The organism is Sphingobium sp. WTD-1, from assembly GCF_030128825.1.
Lineage (GTDB): Bacteria > Pseudomonadota > Alphaproteobacteria > Sphingomonadales > Sphingomonadaceae > Sphingobium.
The window spans coordinates 3,504,878-3,525,150 of sequence record NZ_CP119127.1 but is presented as its reverse complement, the minus strand read 5'-3'; the positions used below and the strand labels follow the sequence as shown (position 1 = coordinate 3,525,150).

Below are 20,273 nucleotides of genomic sequence, written 5' to 3'. Positions count from 1 at the left end.
GGACTTCGGGGCGATGACCTATTGTGTGGCGGTACGCGTGGACCAGGGGCTGGTCATGCTGTCGGACACCCGGACCAATGCGGGCATGGACAATATTGCTCGCTTCCGGAAAAGCTTCACCTATCATGTCGAAGGTGAACGGGCGATCACCTTGCTCTGTTCGGGCAATCTGTCGATCACCCAGGGGGTGAAGACGATGCTGTCGCGCGCGATCCGCGAGGCGGAGAGCGATCCCGAGGTCGAAACCATCCTCAATTGCGACACGATGCACCGCGCGGCGCAACTGGTGGGTGACGCGATGCGCACCATGCAGGGCCGCTACCGTGAGAGCATCGCCATGGACGGATCGGCCGCCAGCGCCTCGATCATGATCGCGGGCCAGCGCAAGGGCGGCAAGCCGCGCCTCTATCTCATCTATTCGGCCGGCAATTTCATCGAGGCGACCGAGGACACGCCCTTCTTCCAGATCGGCGAGCATAAATATGGCAAGCCGATCCTCGACCGCATCATCCAGCGCGAGACGAGCCTGGAGGATGCGACCAAGGCGGTGCTGGTGTCGATGGATTCGACCCTGCGGTCCAACCTGTCGGTTGGCATGCCGCTGGACCTTACCGTGATCGAGACCGACACGTTCGACTTCCGCGTCCGCACCCGGATCGAGGCGGACAATGAGGAATTTGCGATGATCTCGCAGGGCTGGTCTGCCGCCCTGCGCAAGGGGTTCGAGGATCTGCCCAACGTCCTGGATTAAGGGAAGGGGGCCTAACCCGCCACCTCCAGCAACATGGTCGCGACCGCCTCCGGCTCGGTGACCATCAGGTCATGGCCGGTATCGATCTCGAAATTGCGATGGCCTTCCAGCTGGCGGGCGCGGGCCTCCTCCGGGCTGTTCTGCAACGCATGGGTGCAATTGATATTGGTGCGCGGCAGGCGAAACGCCGCATCGCCATTTTCCAGCCGTAGCGGCTGGCCGAAACATTTCCAGGGATGCGGCGTAAGCCGCGCCTCGGTCCAGGCGACATCGGCCGGATCGGTGATGCCGAAGAAGCCCGCCATGCCGGGGAAGGGCCACATCACCAGTTCGATCCCGTCGACCGTGCGGCCCATGGCGCGGGTCGGCTCCATCTGGGCTGGCGCCAATATCTCTAGGGATTCGCCGCCCCTGGGATGGGCGGCATCCAGATAAACCAGTTCGCGGATGCGCTCGGCCGCGCGATCGGCGACGCCGGTAATCACCATCCCGCCATAGCTGTGGCCGACCAGAATGACATCCTCCAGCCCCTCGAACGTCATCAGCGCCACCACATCCTGGATATGCGTGTCGAGATCGATGTCGGCGTTGAGCAGATGGGCGCGCTCGCCAAGGCCCGTCAGCGTCGGGCAATGCACCTCATGCCCCGCCGCGCGCAGCCGCCGGGCGACCTTCTGATAGCACCAGCCGCCATGTCCCCCGCCATGCACCAGCACGAATGTCGCCATGCTCCGTCTCTCCCATTCCATCTCCACCCGTCATTTGTGATATATTGTGGATCATAAGGCAACGCGGCTTGTGCAACGCCTCGGCGATGCTGCGGTTCAAGCTTTGGTCGTCCCAAGCAAATCTCCTGCCCAACTCCTGCTTGCGCGGGGGCTGGCAGGGCCTATCTCTGGCGGCCACACGAATCGCAGCTGGAATTATCGATGACCGCCACCCACTCCACCCGCATGCTCATTCTCGGTTCCGGCCCGGCCGGCCTGTCCGCCGCCATCTATGGCGCGCGCGCGGGCCTGGCGCCGATCGTGGTGCAGGGCATGCAGCCGGGCGGCCAGCTGACCATCACCACCGACGTCGAAAATTATCCGGGCTTCAAGGATGTGATCCAGGGGCCGTGGCTGATGGAGCAGATGCAGGCCCAGGCCGAACATGTCGGCGCGCAGATGATGTATGACCAGATCGTCGACGTCGACTTGTCTGAACGGCCCTTCAAGCTGAAGGGGGACAGCGGCACCCTCTATGTCGCCGACACGCTGGTGATCTGCACCGGTGCCCAGGCCAAGTGGCTGGGCGTCGAGGGCGAGGAGCATCTGCAGGGCAAGGGCGTGAGCGCCTGCGCCACTTGCGACGGCTTCTTCTATCGCGGCAAGAAGGTCGTGGTCATCGGCGGCGGCAACACCGCGGTCGAGGAAGCACTCTACCTCACCAACCACAGCCATGACGTGACCCTGATCCACCGCCGCGACTCGCTGCGCGCGGAAAAGATCCTGCAGCAGCGCTTGCACGCCCATCCCAACATCAAGGTGCTGTGGAACAAGGCGGTCGACAAGTTCGTCGGTGGCGGTACGCCCGAAGGTCTGGTCGGCGTCGACCTGATCGACACGGTCACCGGCGAGAAGTCGCATGTGCCGACCGATGGCGGCTTCGTCGCGATCGGCCATCACCCCGCGACCGAATTGTTCGACGGCAAGCTGCCGCTCGACGAAGGCTATATCGTGGTGGAGAAGGGCACGACCCACACCGCCATTCCAGGTGTCTTCGCGGCCGGCGACGTGACCGACAAGATCTATCGCCAGGCGGTGACCGCAGCCGGCATGGGCTGCATGGCCGCCCTCGACGTCGAACGATTCCTCGCCGAAGCCGACTTCGAGCAGCTGGCCGAAGCATAAGCTGCCAGCGCGGGATCGTTTGCGCCCGGCTATCGCGCGCGTTGGATGCCTTGTGTCTGATACTCTATTATGTTAGTAGAGAAGCCAGATGCAAGGCGTCATCCGTCTCTACGGTCCGCCAAAGGACCATGTAATTTGGGCAGCCCTCTCAGGCTATGAGATAGGTCCGCCCGACGCGGCTTTTTCCTTCACGGCGCGACTGGCGCGCGAAAATGGCTGGGCCGTCGCCTATGCGGCGCGGGTCGTGGAGGAATATAAGCGCTTCTGCTTTCTGGTCGTGACCGGCACGGATCAGCAGACCCCATCCGACGCGGTCGACCAGGCCTGGCACCTCCACCTCACCTATACGCGCGACTATTGGGAGCGCTTCTGCCCCCAGATATTGGGTCGACCCCTCCATCATGAGCCGACGAAGGGTGGGCCGGTGGAGCAGGGCCGATTCTTCAATCAATATGCCCGCACCCTTCGCCGCTATGAGCAGGTCTTCGGCGTCAGTCCTCCGGCTGACATCTGGCCCGGCGCGGCGCAGCGCCTGCTGGATGATCCAAGGGCCAGGCGCGTCCATCCGCGCGACGCCCTCATCCTGTCGCGATCCGTCCTCCGCCCTGCCTTCTGGCTGGCGGTGCTCCTCGCCCTGTTTCTTATCCTTCTCTGGACCGGAAAGGCGTTTCATCATGCCCCTTGGCCCTTTTGATTGGACCGGCGGCCCCTTCCTTGCTCTTTATGCCGGCCTTTTCGTGCTGGCGCTCATTGCGTCCCTCAGCATCCCGCATGGCCTGCGCCCGCAGGGGCACTGGCACAGGCTGACCGATCCGGATGAACTGGCCTATCTGGCCGGTGGACCAGTCCGCTTCGTCGATACCGTGGTAGCCCGGCTGCTGACCGATGGACGCATGTCGCTCCAGGACGGGCGCAAGCTGGTCGCCCGACATCCGGGGCAGGGGCGTACCGCCGCCGAAATGCGCCTGCTGGCTTTGCCGGGGCCGGTCGGCTGGGGGCGCATCAGGTCCGAGATCATCGACTATGCGCAGCCTGTTCGCGCTACGCTAGAGCGCAAGGGTGCGATGATGGAAGCGGCTGAGGTGCTGCACCTGCGCCTGCTGGCTACCTTGCCTTTCGCAGCGCTGTTGCTGTTCGGTGCGATCAAATGGCAGATCGGCCTGGCCCGCGACAAGCCGGTCGGCATCCTCGTCATCTTTCTGATCTTCACGCTGGTCTGCGCCGTCATTCGCTTCGCCATTGTCGACCAGCACACGCGCGAAGGCATTGCTACACTGCAGGCGGCGCGTGCCAAAGCGGAGCGGCTGCAGCGCGCGCCGGTGACTGAGGAGATGGCGTTGGCCGTCGCCCTGTTTGGAACGACGGTGTTCGTCGGCTCAAGCTGGGCGAGCTATCATGAACTGCGTCGGACAAGCGGATCGGATGGCGGCGGCAGCACCGACTCGTCGTCGGATGGAGGTGGCTGCGGTGGGGGAGGGTGCGGCGGTTGCGGCGGTGGTGGCGATTAAGCGCCCAGCTTGGCGCGCAGGAAGGCAACCAGCGTGCCGAAGGTCTCGAACGTGTCGCCGTCGATATCCTCATCGTCGATCAGGATGTCGAAGCGATCTTCCATTTCGGTGAGCAGGCCGGCGACGGCCATCGAGTCCAGCTCGGGCAGGGCGCCGAACAGCGGCGTGTCGGCCTCGAACGCATCGGCCCGCTCCTGCGACAGGCTCAGCACGTCGCGCAGCAGCGCCCGCACCAGGGTTTCGATATCGTCTGTCCGGTCGACCGGCTGAGTGGATTGCGCCCGCATGATGGCGGCTATCTAATGGCTCGCCGCCTATCCGACAAGCGCGGAAATGCAGGTGCGCGCGGCGGGAATCCAGCTGGATGCGCGGCGCGGATTGAACAGGTCGATCTGATGGAGGGGAATGCGCTCGTCCATCCACTCGCGCTTATAGCCATTGTCACCGGTGCCATAATCGATCGTCGCGACCCGATCATGGTCGATGGCATGGGCGAACATCGCATGGCTCAGCAAGGTGCCGGGCGATCCTTCGTCCTGGGCGCTGTCATGGGCCAGCTTGTGGATCAGCGCCGTGCCATGCTCCACCGTCCATAATTGGGTCGCCACGGCGCGGCCGTCCAGCCGGGCAAAGCCCAGCCGCAAGGTGCCGGCATCGCTTTCCCGCTGCGCCAGGACGCGCAGGAAGTTGAGGCCCGGCTCGGGCGCCTTCCAGCTATGCGCCTGCACATCGACATAATCCTGCCACAGCGTATCGGTCAGTTTGTCATGGATGCGGAGGTCGTAACGGCCCTGCCGGGCCTTGCGCCGCACCTGGTTGCGCAATCGGCCGGGGCGCAGCGCCCAATAGCTGGCGAAATCCCGGCCATCGACATGCAGCAGGTAGCGACCGCCCATGGGTCGTTGCACCGCGAACCAGCCGGCGCGGCGAAAGGCATCGACCAGCGGGTCGGGCAGGGCGAGCGGATAGAGGTTGATCTGCGCCTGTTCGCGCAGCAGATGGCGGGCGATATTCTCCAGCAGCCGGGCCTGTTGCCGCGCGTCCGGCGACCCCAGGAAAATCGGGCTCCAGGCGAAACTATACCAATTGGCAAGGGCGGTCAGGTGACGAGCCGAGGGCGCGAGAAGGAACAACCAGGCCTCGCAGGCGTCCTCTTTCTGTTGGAACACCCTGAGCGGGGTGTCGCCAAGGCAAAGGGGGTGCAATGTTTCAAACCAGTCCAGCCGGTCGAACAGGCTGTCGATATGGGCGCGGTCCATCCGGCCGCCGATCGCCGACCGCACTTCCGACAGCGTCCGATATTCCCTTGGGACTAGCAACCTATTATCTCCCGGCACCTTAGCTGCCCTTAGGACCTAAATCTGGACATGACGTTAAGCGACCCCCTGTTGGCTTCCAAGGCGCCAATCGACGATGCCGATGTGCAGCCGATAGACCATCTGCTGCTGCGTGGCGATCCGGAACGGCCGGCGCTGGCGGGGCGATCGGGCGCGCAGGACTATGCCGGACTGGAACAGGCGCTTGGTCGTCTCGCCGGATGGCTGGCGGGCTTTGGGCTCGCGCCCGGCGCGCGGGTCGCGAGCTGGGTGGCCAAGGGGCCGGTCGCGGCGCTGATGCCGCTCGCCGCGCCGCGCGCGGGGCTTGTTCATGTCCCCATCAATCCGCTGCTCAAACATGCGCAGGTCGCCCATATCCTGGCCGATAGCGGCGCGGCGCTGCTGATCGGCACGGCCAGCCGCCTGTCGACGCTGGCACCCGGCGATGTCCCAGCCGGCTGTCATCTCCATCGCGAGGATGATGCGGCGGCGGGGATGAGCGGCGGGGCGGCATTGCCGCCGTCCGATGCCGCGCCCGATGCTCTGGCCGCCATCCTCTATACCAGCGGATCGACCGGCCGGCCCAAGGGGGTGATGCTCAGCCACGCCAATCTCTGGCTCGGCGCGGTGTCGGTGGCCCATTATCTGGGGTTGACGCCGGAGGACCGGACGCTGTGCGTGCTGCCCTTCAGTTTCGACTATGGCCAGAACCAGCTGCTTTCCACCTGGTATGCGGGCGGCTGCGCCTATCCGCTCGACTATCTGACCCCGCGCGACGTGGTGAAGGCGGTCGATCGCTGGGATATCACCACCCTGGCCGGGGTGCCGCCGCTTTGGGTGCAACTCACCGAACTGGACTGGCCGGCGGAGATCGCAGCCAAGCTCCGGCGCCTGACCAATAGTGGCGGGGCGCTGACCCGGCCGCTGGTCGCGCGGCTGCGTGTGCTGTTCCGGCAGGCCGATCTCTATCCCATGTATGGCCTGACGGAAGCCTTCCGCTCCACCTATTTGTCGCCTGCTCTGGTTGACAGTCACCCGGATTCGATGGGGTCTGCCATCCCCTTTGCCGAGATATTGGTGGTCCGCCCCGACGGCACGCTGGCCGAGGATGACGAGCCGGGCGAACTGGTCCATGCCGGCCCGCTGGTGGCGCAGGGCTATTGGCAGGATGCGGCGCGAACCGCCGAGCGCTTCAAGCCGGCGCCGTCCGCCGCGCGCCACGGCGGCACCGCCGTATGGTCTGGCGATACGGTCCGCCGCGACGCGGATGGCCTGCTCTATTTCGTCGGCCGCGACGATGCGATGATCAAGTCGGCCGGCAATCGCATCAGCCCGACCGAGATCGAGGAGGCGGCGGTTGCCGTTCCCGGCGTGGCGGAGGCTGTCGCTCTTGGTGTCAAGGATGAGCGGCTGGGGCAGGCGGTGCTGCTGCTGCTGCGCGCCGCCGACCCCGAGATATCCGCGGCTGTTGCTGCCCATCTGAAGGCCGAACTGCCCAATTTCATGCAGCCGCGCGAGACGCTAGTGCTTGCACAGTTCCCACGTAACCCCAATGGCAAGATCGATCGAGTCGCGCTGGCCAAGGAGTATGCGTCATGAAGCCCATGGGCCCTATCCCCGCCTGGTTCGCCGAGGAAGAAGGCATGCTGCTGATCGGCGGCTGCGGTGCGGCGAGCCTGGTTGACGAAGCAGGCGACACGCCGCTGTTCGTCTATGACATGGGCATCATTGAGGCGCAGGTCCGCCGCTTCCGCGAGGCGATCCCCAAGCGGATCGACCTGCATTATGCGATCAAGGCCAATCCCTACGCGCCGCTGCTGGCGCGCATGGCGGGGCTGGTCGACGGGTTCGACATTGCCTCAGGCGGAGAACTGGCGATGGCGCTGGAGGCCGGCATGGACCCGGCGCGGATCAGTTTTGCCGGGCCGGGCAAGCGCAATGACGAACTGGAAGTCGCCATCCATGCCGGCATCACCATCAACCTGGAGTCCGAGGGGGAGGGCGAGCGCGCGCTGACCGTGGCGGAGCGTCTGGGGAAGGTGCCGCGCCTCGCCGTGCGGGTGAACCCGGATTTCGACCTCAAAGGGTCGGGCATGCGCATGGGCGGCGGCGCCAAGCCGTTCGGCGTCGACGCCGATCGCGCGGCCGCGCTGGCGCGGACAATGATCGCTGGCGGCGCGGACTGGCGCGGCTGGCATATTTTCGCGGGCAGTCAGGCGCTCGATCCGATGGCTATCATCGAAACCCAGGCGGCGACGATCGATCTGGCGGCGCGCCTGTCCGATGCCGTCGGCGCCGCACCGCCTCTGGTCAATCTCGGCGGCGGTTTTGGCATTCCCTATTTCCCCGGTGACGAGCGGCTGGACATCCGGCCGATCGGCGTCGCGCTCGACACCGCGCTCAACGCGCTGCCCGATATCCTGAGCGACAGCGCATTCGCGATCGAACTGGGCCGCTGGCTGGTCGGGGAGGCGGGCATCTATCTGACTCGTGTGGTCGATGTGAAGCAGAGCCAGGGCGAGACTTTCGTCGTCGTGGATGGCGGCCTGCACCATCAACTGGCGGCCAGCGGCAATTTCGGCACAGTCGTGCGGCGAAACTATCCGATCGCGGTGGCCAACCGCTTCGGGCGCGAACCGACCACTCAGCCGGTCAATGTCGTCGGCTGCCTCTGCACGCCGATCGACCGGCTGGGCGAGAAAGTCGCGCTGCCGCCAGTCGATGTCGGCGATTTCATCGCGATCTTCCTTGCCGGTGCCTATGGCGCATCGGCCAGTCCTGCGGCCTTTCTTGGCCACCCAAGTCCTCGCGAACTATTACTTGGCTGATCCATGTCCGACAGCAGGCCTAACCCTATCTTTACCCTTTTCCGGCAAGACAAGGATGAAGCCATGGGCCTGCGCGCGACCAATTCTGTTGGTCGCCTGTCGGCTATGATGGTATGAAGGGGTGAATTTTATGCGTTTCCAGCGGATTTCCAGGCTCCTGATCGGCGCGTCGCTGCCTGCGGTGGCCCTGTCGGGCTGCGCTTCGACCAGCTCCGCGCCGCAGCTTCCCCCCGCATCCTTCGTCGCGACCCAGGAAGGGCCGGGCGAGGAATATATCATCGGCCCGCTCGATAACCTGACCATCTTCGTCTGGCGCAACCCGGAACTGGGCGCCAAGGTGCAGGTCCGTCCCGATGGCCGCATCACCACGCCGCTGATCACCGATATGCCGGCTGTCGGCAAGACGCCCAAGATGCTGTCGGACGACATCAAGCTGGCGTTGTCGCAATATATCGAAAATCCGCTGGTATCGGTGATCGTCGACAATTTCTCCGGCACCTACAGCCAGCAGGTGCGGATCGTCGGCGCGACCGAAAAGCCGGCCTCCATCCCCTATCGCGCGAACATGACGTTGCTTGACGCCATGATCTCGGTCGGTGGTCTCAGCGAATATGCGTCCGGCAATCGCGCCCGGCTGGTCCGCTTCGACAAGGCCAGCGGCAAGCAGAAGGAATATCAGGTCCGCATCGGCGACCTGCTCAAGAAGGGCGACACCAAGGCCAATGTCATGCTGGCGCCCGGCGACGTCATCATCATTCCGGAAAGCATGTTCTGATCATGGCGGGTCTGTACGACGAGCTGCTGGTCCTCCTCCACGGCATATGGAGCCGGCGCTGGATCGCGCTGGCTGTGGCCTGGGGCGTGTGCATGCTGGGCTGGCTGGGCGTGTCGCTCATCCCCAATGGCTATGAATCCAAGGCGCGGGTCTATGTGAACACCCAGTCGCTGCTGGAGGACAAGATCGGCATCACCCAGGTCCAGTCCCAGCAGGATCTCGACCGGGTGCGCCAGACGCTGCTGAGCGCGGAAAATCTCGAAAAGGTCGTGCGCGGCACGGACCTTGCCCAGACCATTTCCGGGCCGCGCGACGTGGCGGGCAAGATCACCACCCTGCGCGAACATATCACTGTGCTCGCCCAGGCGGACCCCAGCATGATCGACATCAGCGCGACCTCGGCCGACAGCGGCCTGTCGGATGGCGCCAATGCCCGCATCGCCCAGCAGGTGGTGCAGAAGCTGATCGATATCTTCCAGGAACAGAATCTGACCGGCGGTCGCACTGAAACCCGCCAGAGCCTGGCCTTCCTCGACCAGCAGATCGCCGGTCGCGGCAAGCAACTCGAAGCGGCCGACAAGCGGCGCGTCGAATTTGCCCAGCGCTATGCCGGCGTGCTGCCGGGCGCCGGCACGATCAGCCAACGCATGGATGCGGCCCGTCTGGAAATCAACAATATCGATTCCCAACTGGTGCAGGCGCAGAGCGCGCTCAGCGCGATGAACGGCCAGTTGGCCGGCACCCCGGCGACCCTGCCGGGCGTGGCGGTTGGCGGCGGTGCATCGCCGCTGGCCCAGGCGCAGGCCGAACTCGCCGCCATGCGCGCGCGCGGCTGGACCGCCAGCCATCCCGACGTCATCGCCGCCCAGCGCCAGGTCGACAATCTGCGTCGCCAGGGTGGCGCCAGTGGCGCGGCCGCTGCCGGCACGCCCAATCCCGCCTATCTGTCGATCAAGTCGATGCAGGCGGAGCGCGCCGCCACCGTGCAGGCGCTGTCGACCCGCAAGGCGCAGCTTCAGGCCGATCTCAACACCATGACCGCGCATCAGATCGATGAACCGGGCGTGGCGTCCGAACAGGAAAAGTTGGATCGCGACTATGCCGCGCTCCAGACCCAATATGACAAGCTGCTCGCCGACCGCGAGGAAATCCGCTTGCGCGGCGACGTGAAGACCGAAACCGGCGCGGTGCAGTTCAGCGTGCTTCAACCCGCCAGCCTGCCGACGGCGCCGGCGGCACCCAACCGGCCGCTGCTGCTGCTTGGCGTGCTGATCCTCGGCATCGGCGCCGGCATTGGCGTCGCTTTCGCGATCGGCCAGCTCAAGGGTACCTTCCCGACGGCCGCCCGTCTGGAACGGGCGGTGGGCATTCCGGTCGCCGGGTCGATCACCCAAGTCGCCAGCACGGCCCAGGTCGCTCTCGACAAGCAGCGGATGAAATGGTTTGCGGGCGCCAGCGGCGGCCTGGCGGCCCTGTGTCTGTTGTTGATCGTCGTCGAATTCATCCAGCGCGGTACGGCGTGAAGGAGCCTGATCCCATGAACCAGCATAGCCCCATCAAGGGCCGCGGCTCGCTGATCGAACGCGCCACCGAGATTTTCGATTTCCAGGCGGCCCTGCGTGGACGCGCAGCACCGGCCGTCGATGTGCCGGCCGATGCGCCGCCACCGCCGCCGATGTTCGATCCCGCGCCGCCGGCGTCGGCCCCGGTCGCGTCCGGCGAAGCGCCGATCTTCCGCGCGCAGGCCTGGACCAGCCCGGCCCAGCCGGTCGATCGCGCCCGGCTGACCGAAGCCGGTTTCCTGGTGCCCGGTGCGCCGGTCACTGCGATGAGCGAGGAGTTCCGCCTGCTCAAGCGCGGGCTGCTGACCCATCTTCAGGACAATCCGCGCGGCAACCGCATCCTCCTGTGTTCGCCCCATAGCGGCGAGGGGAAGACCTTCTGCGCGATCAATCTGGCGCTCAGCCTGGCGGCCGAACAGGATCGCGAGATTTTGCTGGTCGATGCCGATTTCGGCAATCCGGGCATCCCCGAAACGCTGGGGTTGCAGCCCGGACCGGGGCTGATGGACGCGCTCGCCGATCCGCTGGTCGCGATCGAGGATTGCGTGCTGCGCACCGACATTCCCTCGCTGTCCGTCCTGCCGGCGGGGCAGCGCAGCCATGCCGACACCGAATATCTCGCCTCGGCGCGCACCGAGATGCTGCTGCAGCGGCTGACCGAGGGGCGGCCCGATCGCATCATCGTGTTCGATTCCCCACCCTTGCTCGCGGCCTCGCCCGCCGCCGTGCTGGCCAGCCATGTCGCGGTCGCGCTGCTGGTCGTGCGGGCCGACAAGACGTCGGAAAGCGCGCTGCGGGAGGCGGCTGCACTGCTGAAGGGCGGGGCGCAGGTCCAGTTGCTGCTCAATGCCGTCCGCTATACCGGCGGCGCCCGTCGCTTCGGTTCCTATTATGGCAAGGGGGAGGCGGGATGACCGCGCGCGGCCTGATCGCCGGCACCTCGTTGCTGGTGCTTGCCAGTGTCAGCGCCCCGGCGCTGGCGCAAGGTACGCCTGCGTCCACCAGGAAGGTTGATGTCACGCCTTATCTGGGTATCGACCAGGTGGTGATGGTGCCGCTCAAGGGCGACGGCGACGTCGTGACCTACACCAATCTCACCGCCGGCGTGACGGTGGAAGTCCAGACCCGCCGGCTCAATGCCGCGGCGGACGTCCAGTATATGCACAGTTTCGGCTGGGGCCACGCGACCGATTCCGACGTGCTGAGCGGCATCGCCAATGCCGGCTACAAGCTGACCCCCGAACTCACCCTGCAGGCTGGCGGCATCGCCTCGCGCGTGCGGACCGACGGCTATTCGGGCGCTGCCGCGATCGACAACCGTTTTACCAGCCAGATCTGGGGCGGCTATATCGGGCCCAGCTACGCCACGAAGGTCGGCGATCTCGACATCAAGGCTTCCTATCGGCTGGGCTATGCCCGCGTCGATGACGATGTCGATGTGAATGCCCCCGGCGCCGCGATCGCCAATGGCTCCTTTGCACAAAGCTGGTCGCATGACCTCAAAGGCTCCATCGGCTTCGCGCCGGGCACGGTCCTGCCGGTCGGCCTGACCGCCAGCGCAGGCTATAGCCGCGAGGATGCCAGCCAGCTCGACCAGCGGTTCGAGGATGTCTGGGGCCGGGTCGATGCGATCATGCCGGTTTCGCCCACGGTCGCGCTGCTCGGCGGCATCGGCTATGAGGATATCGAGATCAGCCAGCGCGCGCCCTTGCTGGACGAGGATGGCGTGCCGATCATTCGCAACGGCCGCTATGTCACCGACAAGAGTTCACCGCGCGAACTTTATTATGATTTCGGCGACCTGATCTGGGATGTGGGCGTGCTGTGGCGGCCCAATCGCCGTACCTCGCTCAAGGCGACGGTGGGCGAACGCTATGGCGGCATGTCCTATCAGGGCCAGTTCACCTGGCAGGGCCGCAACAGCAGCGTCGGCATTGCCGTGTTCGACGGCATCGAAAGCTTCGGCCGGATGATCACCGCGGATGCGGCGGCCTTCACCGGCACCAACCTGATCGTGCCGCGCAATCCCTTCACCGGCGATCTCACCGGCTGCGCCTTCTCGCCGACCGGCGGGGGCGAATGTTTCAACGATGCGCTGGCCGGCATCACCGGCGCCAATTTCCGCTATCGCGGCATCGCCGGCCAATATTCCACCCGGCGTGGCCCGTGGGGCTTTGGCCTGGGCGGCGGCTATTCCAACCGCAAGTTCATCACGCCGACGACCCAGAGCGTGCTGATCAGCGGCACCCGCGACCAGAATTGGTATGGCAATGGCACCGTCACCTACGCATTCAACGATCGCGATTCGTTGGATACGGCGGTCTACATCAATTATTTCGATGCCAGCGGCGCCCGCGCCGATGTCTTGAACTATGGTGCCTTCACAAGCTATTTCAGGGGTTTGACCAGAAAGCTTACGGCATCGGCTTCGCTTGGCGTCGATGCGGCGAAGGCGGATGATTTTGACACGCTGATCAACGCGATGGGCCAGGTCGGCCTGCGTTACAGCTTTTAAGGGAATCCCGGTTATAAGGGCGTCTGTACGACGCCGGTCGGCCGGATGGAGACGACAGATGTACGATCAGTTCTATGGATTGCAGGGGCGCCCGTTCCAGCTGACGCCGGACCCGCATTTCTATTTCGAGAGCACGACGCATCGCAAAGCGCTGTCCTATCTGGGCTATGGCCTGGCGCAGGGCGAGGGCTTCATCGTCATCACTGGCGACATCGGCGCCGGCAAGACGACGCTGGTCGGCCATTTGATGAGCACGATCGATCCGGCGCGCCTGACCGCGACCAAGATCGTGTCGACCCAGGTCGAGGGCGACGACATGCTGCGCCTTGCCGCGCAGAGCTTCGGCCTGGCCACCGACGGCGTCGCCAAGGCGCAGATATTGCGCCAGATCGAGGCTTATTTGCAGGGGCAGGCCCGCGCCGGCCGCCGCTCGCTGCTGATCGTGGACGAAGCGCAGAACCTGCCGGTTTCGGCGATCGAGGAACTGCGCATGCTGTCCAACTTCCAGTTGGGCGGTCAGTCGCTGCTGCAGATATTCCTGCTCGGCCAGCCCGAATTTCGCGACCTCGTCCGCTCGTCCGAGTTGGAGCAACTGCGCCAGCGCGTGATCGCGACCCATCATCTCGACCCGATGCTGCCGCAGGAGGTCGAACCCTATATCAGCCATCGCCTGACGCTGGTCGGCTGGACCGGCAATCCCTATTTCACCGACGATGCGCTCGACGCCATCTATGCCGCCACCGGCGGCGTGCCGCGCCGCATCAATGCGCTGGTCAGCCGCGTGCTGCTGCTGGGCGCGCTGGAGCAACTGACCGAGATTGACGGTCAGGCGGTCCAGGCGGTGATCGAGGATATGGGCGTGGACGAGGATGTCAGCGCCGACCCGATCGCGCCGTCCATGCTGGATAGTGCCGGCGAAACCGCGCCGGAACCGGTCGCACCGGCCGAACCGGTCGCCGCTGCCGCCGCTCCGCAGGCGGTCGCCTGGCAGGCGCCGGCGCAACCCGATCTCGTATCGCCCGCCATGCATGAGGAGATTGAGGCGCTGCGGGCCGAGATCGCCGTCCTGCGCGCGATGCAGAACCATGCCTCCTATGCCGCGCCGACGGTTGATCCTGAAGCGCTCAAGGGCTGTTTCGCCCTGATCGAGGAGCGCCTGTCGGGCCTTGAATTCCGTGTCGAGGAACAGGATGCGGCGCTGCGCCGCGTGCTGACCTTGCTGGTCGACTGGGTCGAGCGCGACGAACGCGCCGCCGATCCGGAGCGCAACGCCGCCTGATCGCGCCCGCGCGCACAACCGGGACAAGATCATGATGCACAATGCCCTGTCCGTCGATGTCGAGGACTGGTTCCAGGTCGGCGCCTTCGAGCGGACGATCGATCGTTCCGACTGGGAGGGGCTGACGCATCGCGTCGAGCGTAACACCGATGCGGTGCTGGACCTGTTCGCGCAGGCTGGCGTCACCGCGACCTTCTTCACGCTGGGCTGGGTCGCCGAACGCTATCCCGCGCTGATGCGCCGCATTGCCGAAGCCGGGCATGAAGTGGCCAGCCATGGCTATGACCATGCCCGCGTCTTCACCTTCACCCCCGAACAGTTTCGCGCCGACCTGCGCAAGGCCCGCGCGATCCTGGAGGATGCCAGCGGGCAGAAGGTGTCGGGCTATCGCGCGCCCAGCTTCTCGATCGATCCGCGCACGCCCTGGGCGCATCCGATCCTGGCGGAAGAAGGCTATGCCTATTCCAGCAGCGTCGCGCCGATCCGGCATGACCATTATGGCTGGCCCGATTCGCCGCGCTTCGCCTGGAAGCCGGTGGGGGGATCAGACCTGCTCGAACTGCCGGTGACCACGGCGAAGCTTGGCCAGCGCACGCTGGCGGCCGGGGGCGGGGGCTTTTTCCGCCTGCTGCCCTATGGCTTTTCGCGCTGGGCGATCCGCCAGGTGAATGGACAGGCGCAGCGGCCCGCCATCATCTATTTCCACCCCTGGGAAATCGACCCGGATCAGCCGCGCGTCGCCGGCGCGCCGCTGCGCTCGCGGGTACGCCACTATACCAATCTGTCCGTCATGGCCGCCAAGCTGCGCCGCCTGACCCAGGATTTCGCCTGGACCCGCGTCGACGCGCTGGTGGCGCAGGAAGCGGCGCGCGCCGCATGATCGCGGGCAATCGGGCCGATCTGGCGATCACCACGCTGGACCTTGCCGATCCGGTACAGGCGCAGGTGGCCGATGCCTATGTGCTGGCCCATGGCGCCAGCACGCCCTTCCATCGCCCGGCCTGGCTGATCGCGATCGAGCGGGCGACCGCGAACCGGGCGCTGATGCTCGCGGCGGTCGCGCCCTCGGGCCAGATTTGCGGCCTGCTGCCGCTCCAGCATGTGCGTAGCCGCCTGTTCGGTCAGGCGCTGGTATCCGCGGCTTTCGCCGTCGACGGCGGCATATTGGCCGATGATCCGGCCGTGATCGCCGCCCTGGCTGCTGCTGCCCAGAATGAGGCGCGGGCACGCGGCGATGTGCCGGTCGAACTGCGCGGCGGTGTCGCACCGGGGGAGGGGTGGCGCGTTTGCGAGGGCGAGCATGTCGCCTTCGTCCGTCCGCTTGCCGCCGATGACGAGGCCGAACTGCTCGCCATCCCACGCAAGCATCGCGCCGAACTGCGCAAGGCGCTCGCCAATCCGGCGCTGACCGTCGATCATGGCCGCTCCCCGGCGCATCTGCGCGATCATTATCGCATCTATGCCGAATGCGTCCGCAACCTCGGCACCCCGGTCTTCCCCGCGCGCCTCTTCCGCGAGGTGATCGCCGCCTTTGGCGCCGATGCGGACATCAGCATCGTGCGCAATGGCGATCGCCCGGTCTCGGCCGTGCTGACCCTCTATCATGGCGACCGGGTCATGCCCTTCTGGGGCGGCGGCGGCGCCGATGCGCGCCGGCTGCGGTCCAACGAACTCATGTATTACCGCCTGATGGGCCATGGCCGCGCGCGCGGCGCCGGCCGGTTCGATTTTGGCCGTTCCAAGGTCGGCAGCGGGCAGGCCGCATGGAAAAAGAGCTTCGGCTTCGATCCGCAGCCGCTCGTCTATTATGACTGGTCGCCCACCGGCCAGTTGCGCGACGTCAGCCCGACCAGCGAAAAATATCAGCGCCGGATCGAACTGTGGAAGAAATTGCCGCTGCCGGTTGCCAATCTGCTGGGGCCGATGATCAGTCGGGGCCTTGGCTGATTACCATATATTCAGCCCTTAGGGCCTATGTTGGTGCCAGGGTACTGAGGGAATGACCAGATGAATGCGATTGTCGATCTGAGCGTCATCGTCGGAGAGGCGCGCCTGTCCGATCCGGCTGTCGTGGCGGAAATCGATGCCTGGGTCTGCGCCCAGCCGGGCTCGACGCCCTTTCATCGACCAGCCTGGATCATGGGTGTGGAGGCCGGCACCGGCCAGAAGGCGATCATGCTGGTCGCCCGCACGCCCGCGGGCGAGATCAACGGCGTGCTGCCGCTCACCCATATCCGCTCGGCCCTGTTTGGCAAGGCGCTGGTCGGCAGCGGCTTCGCGGTTGATGGCGGCATCCTCGCAACCCATCGCAAGGCGATCGCCAAGCTGGCCGATGCCGCCTGGTATCAGGCGGAAAGGCTGGGCTGCGACACGCTGGAACTGCGCGGCGGCGAAGCGCCCGGCGGCGCCTCATGGCAGAACAAGGCCGACGCCTATCTCGGTTTCTCCCGCGCGCTCGCGGCCGATGACGAGGCGGAACTGAAGGCGATCCCCAAGCGCCACCGCGCGGAAATCCGCAAGGGCCTCGGCAACGACCTCCAGTTCGAGACCGGCCGCGACCAGCGGCTGCGGGACATCCATTATCGCCTCTATTGCCAGAGCGTCCATAATCTCGGCACGCCGGTCTTTCCGCGCGCGCTGTTCGATGCCATCCTCGACCGGTTCGGGGCGGATGCGGACATCGCCATGGTATCGAAGGACGGCAAGCCCTTGTCGGCGGTCATCAGCCTCTATCATGGCGGCGCCTGCATGCCCTATTGGCATGGCGCCGGGTTGGAGGCACGGGCGATGCGCTCCAACGAAGTCCTCTATTTCACCCTGATGCGCCAGGCCCGCGAGCGTGGCCTCACCCATTTCGACTTTGGCCGCTCGAAAGTCGGCACCGGCCCCGCCGCCTGGAAGAAGACATGGGGGTTCGAGGGCGATCCGCTCGGCTATCATCTGCGCACCGCGCCGGGCAAGGAGACGCGTGACGTCAATCCGCTCTCGCCCCAATATCGGCGCAAGGTGGAATTGTGGAAGAAGCTGCCGCTGCCCGTCGCCAACCTCATCGGCCCGCATATCGCCCGGGGCCTTGGATGACGGGCGAGCTTCTTTTCCTCTGCCATCGTATCCCGTTCCCGCCCGACCGGGGCGACAAGATCCGGTCCTATCATCTGCTTCAGCGGCTGGCGCAGATCGCGCCGGTCCATGTCGGCTGCTTTGCCGATGATGATCGCGACATGGGCTTTGCCCCGGACATGGCGCAGCTGACGGCCAGCCAGTGCGTGCTGATGCGCGACCGTTCGCGCATCGTCGCCGGCTTGACCGGCCTCGCGCGCGGCCAGTCGCTGCTGGTGTCGCTGTTCGATCATCCGGACCTGCATCGCTGGGTCGCGCAGGTCATGGCCGAACGGCCGATCCGCGCCGTCATTGCCTATTCGGCGCAGATGGCGCATTTCGTGCCCATGTTGCCGGCGGGGGTGCGGTTCCTGATGGATTTCGTCGATTTCGATTCGGCCAAATATGCCGCTTATGGGACGCAGGGATCCGGCCCGATGGGCTGGATCAACCGCCGCGAGGGCCGCGTGCTGCTCGATTTCGAGCGGCAGGTCGCGGCCCGCGCCGACATATGCAGCTTCGTCAGCGAAGCCGAAGCGGCCTTGTTTCGCGATGCCTGCGGCCTTGGCGTCGACCGGATCGTCGCGCTCGAAAATGGCGTGGCGCTGGACTATTTCGACCCGGCGGCCGATTTCCCGGCCGTCGAGAAGGGGGCAGGGCCGCTGATCGTCTTCACCGGCCAAATGGATTATCGCCCCAATGTCGAGGCGGTCGAGAGTTTTGCGCGCCAGACGCTGCCCGCCATCCAGGCCGCGCGTCCCGACGCGTGCTTCGCCATTGTCGGCCGCAACCCGTCGAAGCCGGTGCAGGCGCTCGCCGATCTGCCGGGCGTCATCGTGACCGGCGGCGTGCCCGATGTGCGCGGCTGGCTGGCCGCCGCCGATCTGGTGGTCGCGCCGCTGCGTATCGCGCGGGGCATCCAGAACAAGGTGCTCGAAGCCATGGCGATGGCCCGTCCGGTCGTCGCTTCGCCCCAGGCCGCCGAAGGCATTGATGCGGTCGATGGCCGCGATTTCCTGGTCGCGGATGACCCGGCGGCCGAAGCCAAGGCGATCCTGTCGCTGCTCGCCGATCCTGCGCGAGGAACGCAGCTCGGCCTCGCCGCCCGCCGCCGTGTCGAGGCGCGCTATCGCTGGTCGGCGACGCTGGGCGGTCTGCCCGACCTGCTGCTCGGCGCGTCGGGCAAGGCCGATCCGCAGGCCGCATGACCGATCGCGTCCGTTCCCTTGCCGACATGCCGCGCATGGGCCTTGCCGGCTGGCGTGGTCATCTGACCGCGCTCGGCGTGGTGGCCGCGGCCATCCTGACGCTCTTCTTCGACGATCTCTATTCGATGGTCTCGATCTGGTGGAACGCCTCCACCTTCGGCCATTGCCTCTTCATCCCGATCCTCATCGCCTGGCTGGTGCAGCAACGTCTGCCCGGCCTGCGCCAGCTGGAGCCGGTCGCCTGGCCGCCGGGTCTGATCTGGCTGGGCCTTGGCGCCTTTGCCTGGCTCCTCGGCGCGGCGGCGGGCGTCGCGATGGTTCGCCATGGCGCGCTGGTCCTGATGCTTCAGGGCGCGGTGATCGCACTGCTCGGGCCGATGGTGGCGCGCGCCTTGCTCTTCCCGCTCTTCTACGCCTTCTTCATGGTCCCCTTCGGTGAGGAGATCGTGCCGCATCTCCAGCTGGTGACGGCGCATCTCTCGATGATGTTCCTGACGCTGGCCGGCGTGCCCGCCCATATGGAGGGCATCTTCATCACCACCCCGACCGGCTATTTCGAGGTGGCAGAGGCCTGTTCGGGCGCCAAGTTCCTGATCGCCATGACCGCCTATGGCGCGCTGGTCTGCAATGTCTGCTTCAAAAGCTGGCCGCGTCGCATCCTGTTCATGGCCGGGGCGCTCACCTTGTCGGTGCTGGCCAATGGCGTGCGCGCCTTCGCCACCATATTGGTCGCCCATTTGACCACGGTCGATGCCGCCGTCGGCTTCGACCATGTCGTCTATGGCTGGGTTTTCTTCGCGATCATCATGACCATCGTGATGGCCACCGCCTGGCCATTCTTCGATCGCAAGCCCGGCGATCCCTGGTTCGATCCCGCGCCCCTGCAGCGCCTCGTCCGGCGGCAGGCGCCGGCCGGCATGATGGCGGCCATCGCGCTCGGCATCATCGTCGCCGCGCCGCTCTGGCTGGCGGCCACTGCGGCCACTGCCTGGCCGCTGCCATCGCGCATCGATCTGCCGGCGGTGCCGGGTTGGACGCGCACCAGTGCCGCCCAGACCTATCCCTGGAAACCGCGCTTCGATGGCGCCGATCATTTCATCTCTGGCCGCTATGCCAACGCGCACGGACAGGTCGTGGACCTCGTCGTCGCCGCCTTTGACCGGCAGGAAGACAAGCGCGAGCTGGTCGGTTTCGGCCAGGGAGCTGTCGATCCGGACAAGGAATGGACCTGGTCCTCGCCCGCACCGGCACCCGCCGACGCACGCGGCGAGCAGATCACCGGTCCCGGCCCGCTCGTCCGCCATGTCGTCAGCTTCTATGTGGTGGGGCAGGGCGCACCGACCGGCAGCAAGCCGGAGGTGAAGGTCCAGACCATGCTTGCCCGGCTGCTCGGCCGCGATCCGCGCTCGGTCGCGATCCTGGTGTCGGCCGAAGAACATCCCGGCCATCCCTCCGATGCGGCGATCGCCGCCTTCCTGCGCGATCTGGGCAATGTGAAGGAATTGGCTGACCGCAGCGCGGGCATAGGCTAGGACCGTAA

General features: G+C 66.0%; 19 protein-coding genes. 16 read left to right on the top strand and 3 right to left on the bottom strand.

The window, feature by feature from the left end:
• Positions 1–13 precede the first annotated feature (13 nt).
• A complete protein-coding gene (locus N6H05_RS17410; protein WP_004212142.1) occupies positions 14–751 on the top strand; it encodes a proteasome-type protease in 738 nt (245 codons plus the stop codon).
• 11 nt (positions 752–762) lie between these two features.
• Here N6H05_RS17410 and N6H05_RS17405 read toward each other — a convergent pair whose 3' ends face one another.
• Positions 763–1,479, bottom strand: a complete 717-nt coding sequence (locus N6H05_RS17405) for an alpha/beta fold hydrolase (protein ID WP_284110844.1) — start codon at positions 1,477–1,479, stop codon at positions 763–765.
• Between the two features lie 201 nt (positions 1,480–1,680).
• Between N6H05_RS17405 and trxB the strand changes: the two genes are divergently transcribed.
• The 3 genes from trxB (at position 1,681) to N6H05_RS17390 (ending at position 4,151) form a co-directional block, all read left to right on the top strand.
• The gene (gene trxB, locus N6H05_RS17400; protein ID WP_284110842.1) at positions 1,681–2,643 is read left to right on the top strand and encodes a thioredoxin-disulfide reductase; all 963 of its coding nucleotides are present in this window, start codon (positions 1,681–1,683) and stop codon (positions 2,641–2,643) included.
• 88 nt (positions 2,644–2,731) lie between these two features.
• A complete protein-coding gene (locus tag N6H05_RS17395) occupies positions 2,732–3,337 on the top strand; it encodes a glycine-rich domain-containing protein (protein ID WP_284110841.1) in 606 nt (201 codons plus the stop codon).
• Positions 3,318–4,151, top strand: coding sequence for a TIGR04222 domain-containing membrane protein (locus tag N6H05_RS17390; RefSeq protein WP_284110840.1), 834 nt, complete (start codon positions 3,318–3,320; stop codon positions 4,149–4,151). Before N6H05_RS17395 ends, N6H05_RS17390 begins: the two co-directional genes overlap by 20 nt.
• Here N6H05_RS17390 and N6H05_RS17385 read toward each other — a convergent pair.
• Positions 4,148–4,438 (bottom strand): acyl carrier protein, encoded by a 291-nt coding sequence (locus N6H05_RS17385; RefSeq protein ID WP_284110839.1) that lies wholly within the window; start codon positions 4,436–4,438, stop codon positions 4,148–4,150. The genes N6H05_RS17390 and N6H05_RS17385 overlap by 4 nt on opposite strands.
• 27 nt (positions 4,439–4,465) lie before the next feature.
• Positions 4,466–5,470: a GNAT family N-acetyltransferase gene (locus N6H05_RS17380; RefSeq protein WP_284110837.1), complete on the bottom strand. Its 1,005-nt coding sequence runs from the start codon at positions 5,468–5,470 to the stop codon at positions 4,466–4,468.
• A gap of 48 nt (positions 5,471–5,518) precedes the next feature.
• On the opposite strand from N6H05_RS17380, the gene N6H05_RS17375 reads away from it, so the two are divergent.
• From N6H05_RS17375 to xrtA, 12 genes are all read left to right on the top strand, one after another.
• Positions 5,519–7,066 carry an acyl-CoA ligase (AMP-forming), exosortase A system-associated gene (locus N6H05_RS17375; protein ID WP_284110836.1) on the top strand — a complete coding sequence of 516 codons (1,548 nt, stop codon included), beginning with the start codon at positions 5,519–5,521 and terminating at the stop codon, positions 7,064–7,066.
• Complete coding sequence (locus tag N6H05_RS17370) at positions 7,063–8,295, top strand: pyridoxal-dependent decarboxylase, exosortase A system-associated (RefSeq protein WP_284110834.1); 1,233 nt, start codon at positions 7,063–7,065, stop codon at positions 8,293–8,295. Before N6H05_RS17375 ends, N6H05_RS17370 begins: the two co-directional genes overlap by 4 nt.
• A 130-nt stretch (positions 8,296–8,425) precedes the next feature.
• On the top strand, positions 8,426–9,070 hold the full coding sequence (locus N6H05_RS17365; RefSeq protein ID WP_037507924.1) for an XrtA/PEP-CTERM system exopolysaccharide export protein: 645 nt from the start codon (positions 8,426–8,428) through the stop codon (positions 9,068–9,070).
• A 2-nt stretch (positions 9,071–9,072) separates the two neighbouring features.
• Entirely contained in the window at positions 9,073–10,593 is a 1,521-nt protein-coding gene (locus tag N6H05_RS17360) for an XrtA system polysaccharide chain length determinant (protein ID WP_284110832.1), read from the top strand.
• 14 nt (positions 10,594–10,607) lie between these two features.
• Positions 10,608–11,546 carry an AAA family ATPase gene (locus N6H05_RS17355; RefSeq protein ID WP_284110830.1) on the top strand — a complete coding sequence of 313 codons (939 nt, stop codon included), beginning with the start codon at positions 10,608–10,610 and terminating at the stop codon, positions 11,544–11,546.
• Positions 11,543–13,147, top strand: coding sequence for a TonB-dependent receptor (locus N6H05_RS17350; RefSeq protein WP_284110829.1), 1,605 nt, complete (start codon positions 11,543–11,545; stop codon positions 13,145–13,147). The genes N6H05_RS17355 and N6H05_RS17350 overlap by 4 nt, the downstream gene beginning before the upstream one ends.
• A 58-nt stretch (positions 13,148–13,205) precedes the next feature.
• The gene (locus N6H05_RS17345) at positions 13,206–14,426 is read left to right on the top strand and encodes an XrtA/PEP-CTERM system-associated ATPase (protein WP_284110828.1); all 1,221 of its coding nucleotides are present in this window, start codon (positions 13,206–13,208) and stop codon (positions 14,424–14,426) included.
• Between the two features lie 31 nt (positions 14,427–14,457).
• Positions 14,458–15,306, top strand: a complete 849-nt coding sequence (locus N6H05_RS17340) for an XrtA system polysaccharide deacetylase (RefSeq protein WP_284110826.1) — start codon at positions 14,458–14,460, stop codon at positions 15,304–15,306.
• Positions 15,303–16,373, top strand: coding sequence for a FemAB family XrtA/PEP-CTERM system-associated protein (locus N6H05_RS17335; protein ID WP_284110825.1), 1,071 nt, complete (start codon positions 15,303–15,305; stop codon positions 16,371–16,373). The genes N6H05_RS17340 and N6H05_RS17335 overlap by 4 nt, the downstream gene beginning before the upstream one ends.
• Positions 16,374–16,433: 60 nt before the next feature.
• Positions 16,434–17,507: a FemAB family XrtA/PEP-CTERM system-associated protein gene (locus N6H05_RS17330; protein WP_284110823.1), complete on the top strand. Its 1,074-nt coding sequence runs from the start codon at positions 16,434–16,436 to the stop codon at positions 17,505–17,507.
• Positions 17,504–18,733 carry a TIGR03087 family PEP-CTERM/XrtA system glycosyltransferase gene (locus N6H05_RS17325; RefSeq protein ID WP_284110822.1) on the top strand — a complete coding sequence of 410 codons (1,230 nt, stop codon included), beginning with the start codon at positions 17,504–17,506 and terminating at the stop codon, positions 18,731–18,733. Before N6H05_RS17330 ends, N6H05_RS17325 begins: the two co-directional genes overlap by 4 nt.
• A complete protein-coding gene (xrtA, locus tag N6H05_RS17320) occupies positions 18,730–20,265 on the top strand; it encodes an exosortase A (protein WP_284110820.1) in 1,536 nt (511 codons plus the stop codon). The genes N6H05_RS17325 and xrtA overlap by 4 nt, the downstream gene beginning before the upstream one ends.
• The last annotated feature ends 8 nt before the right edge of the window (positions 20,266–20,273 follow it).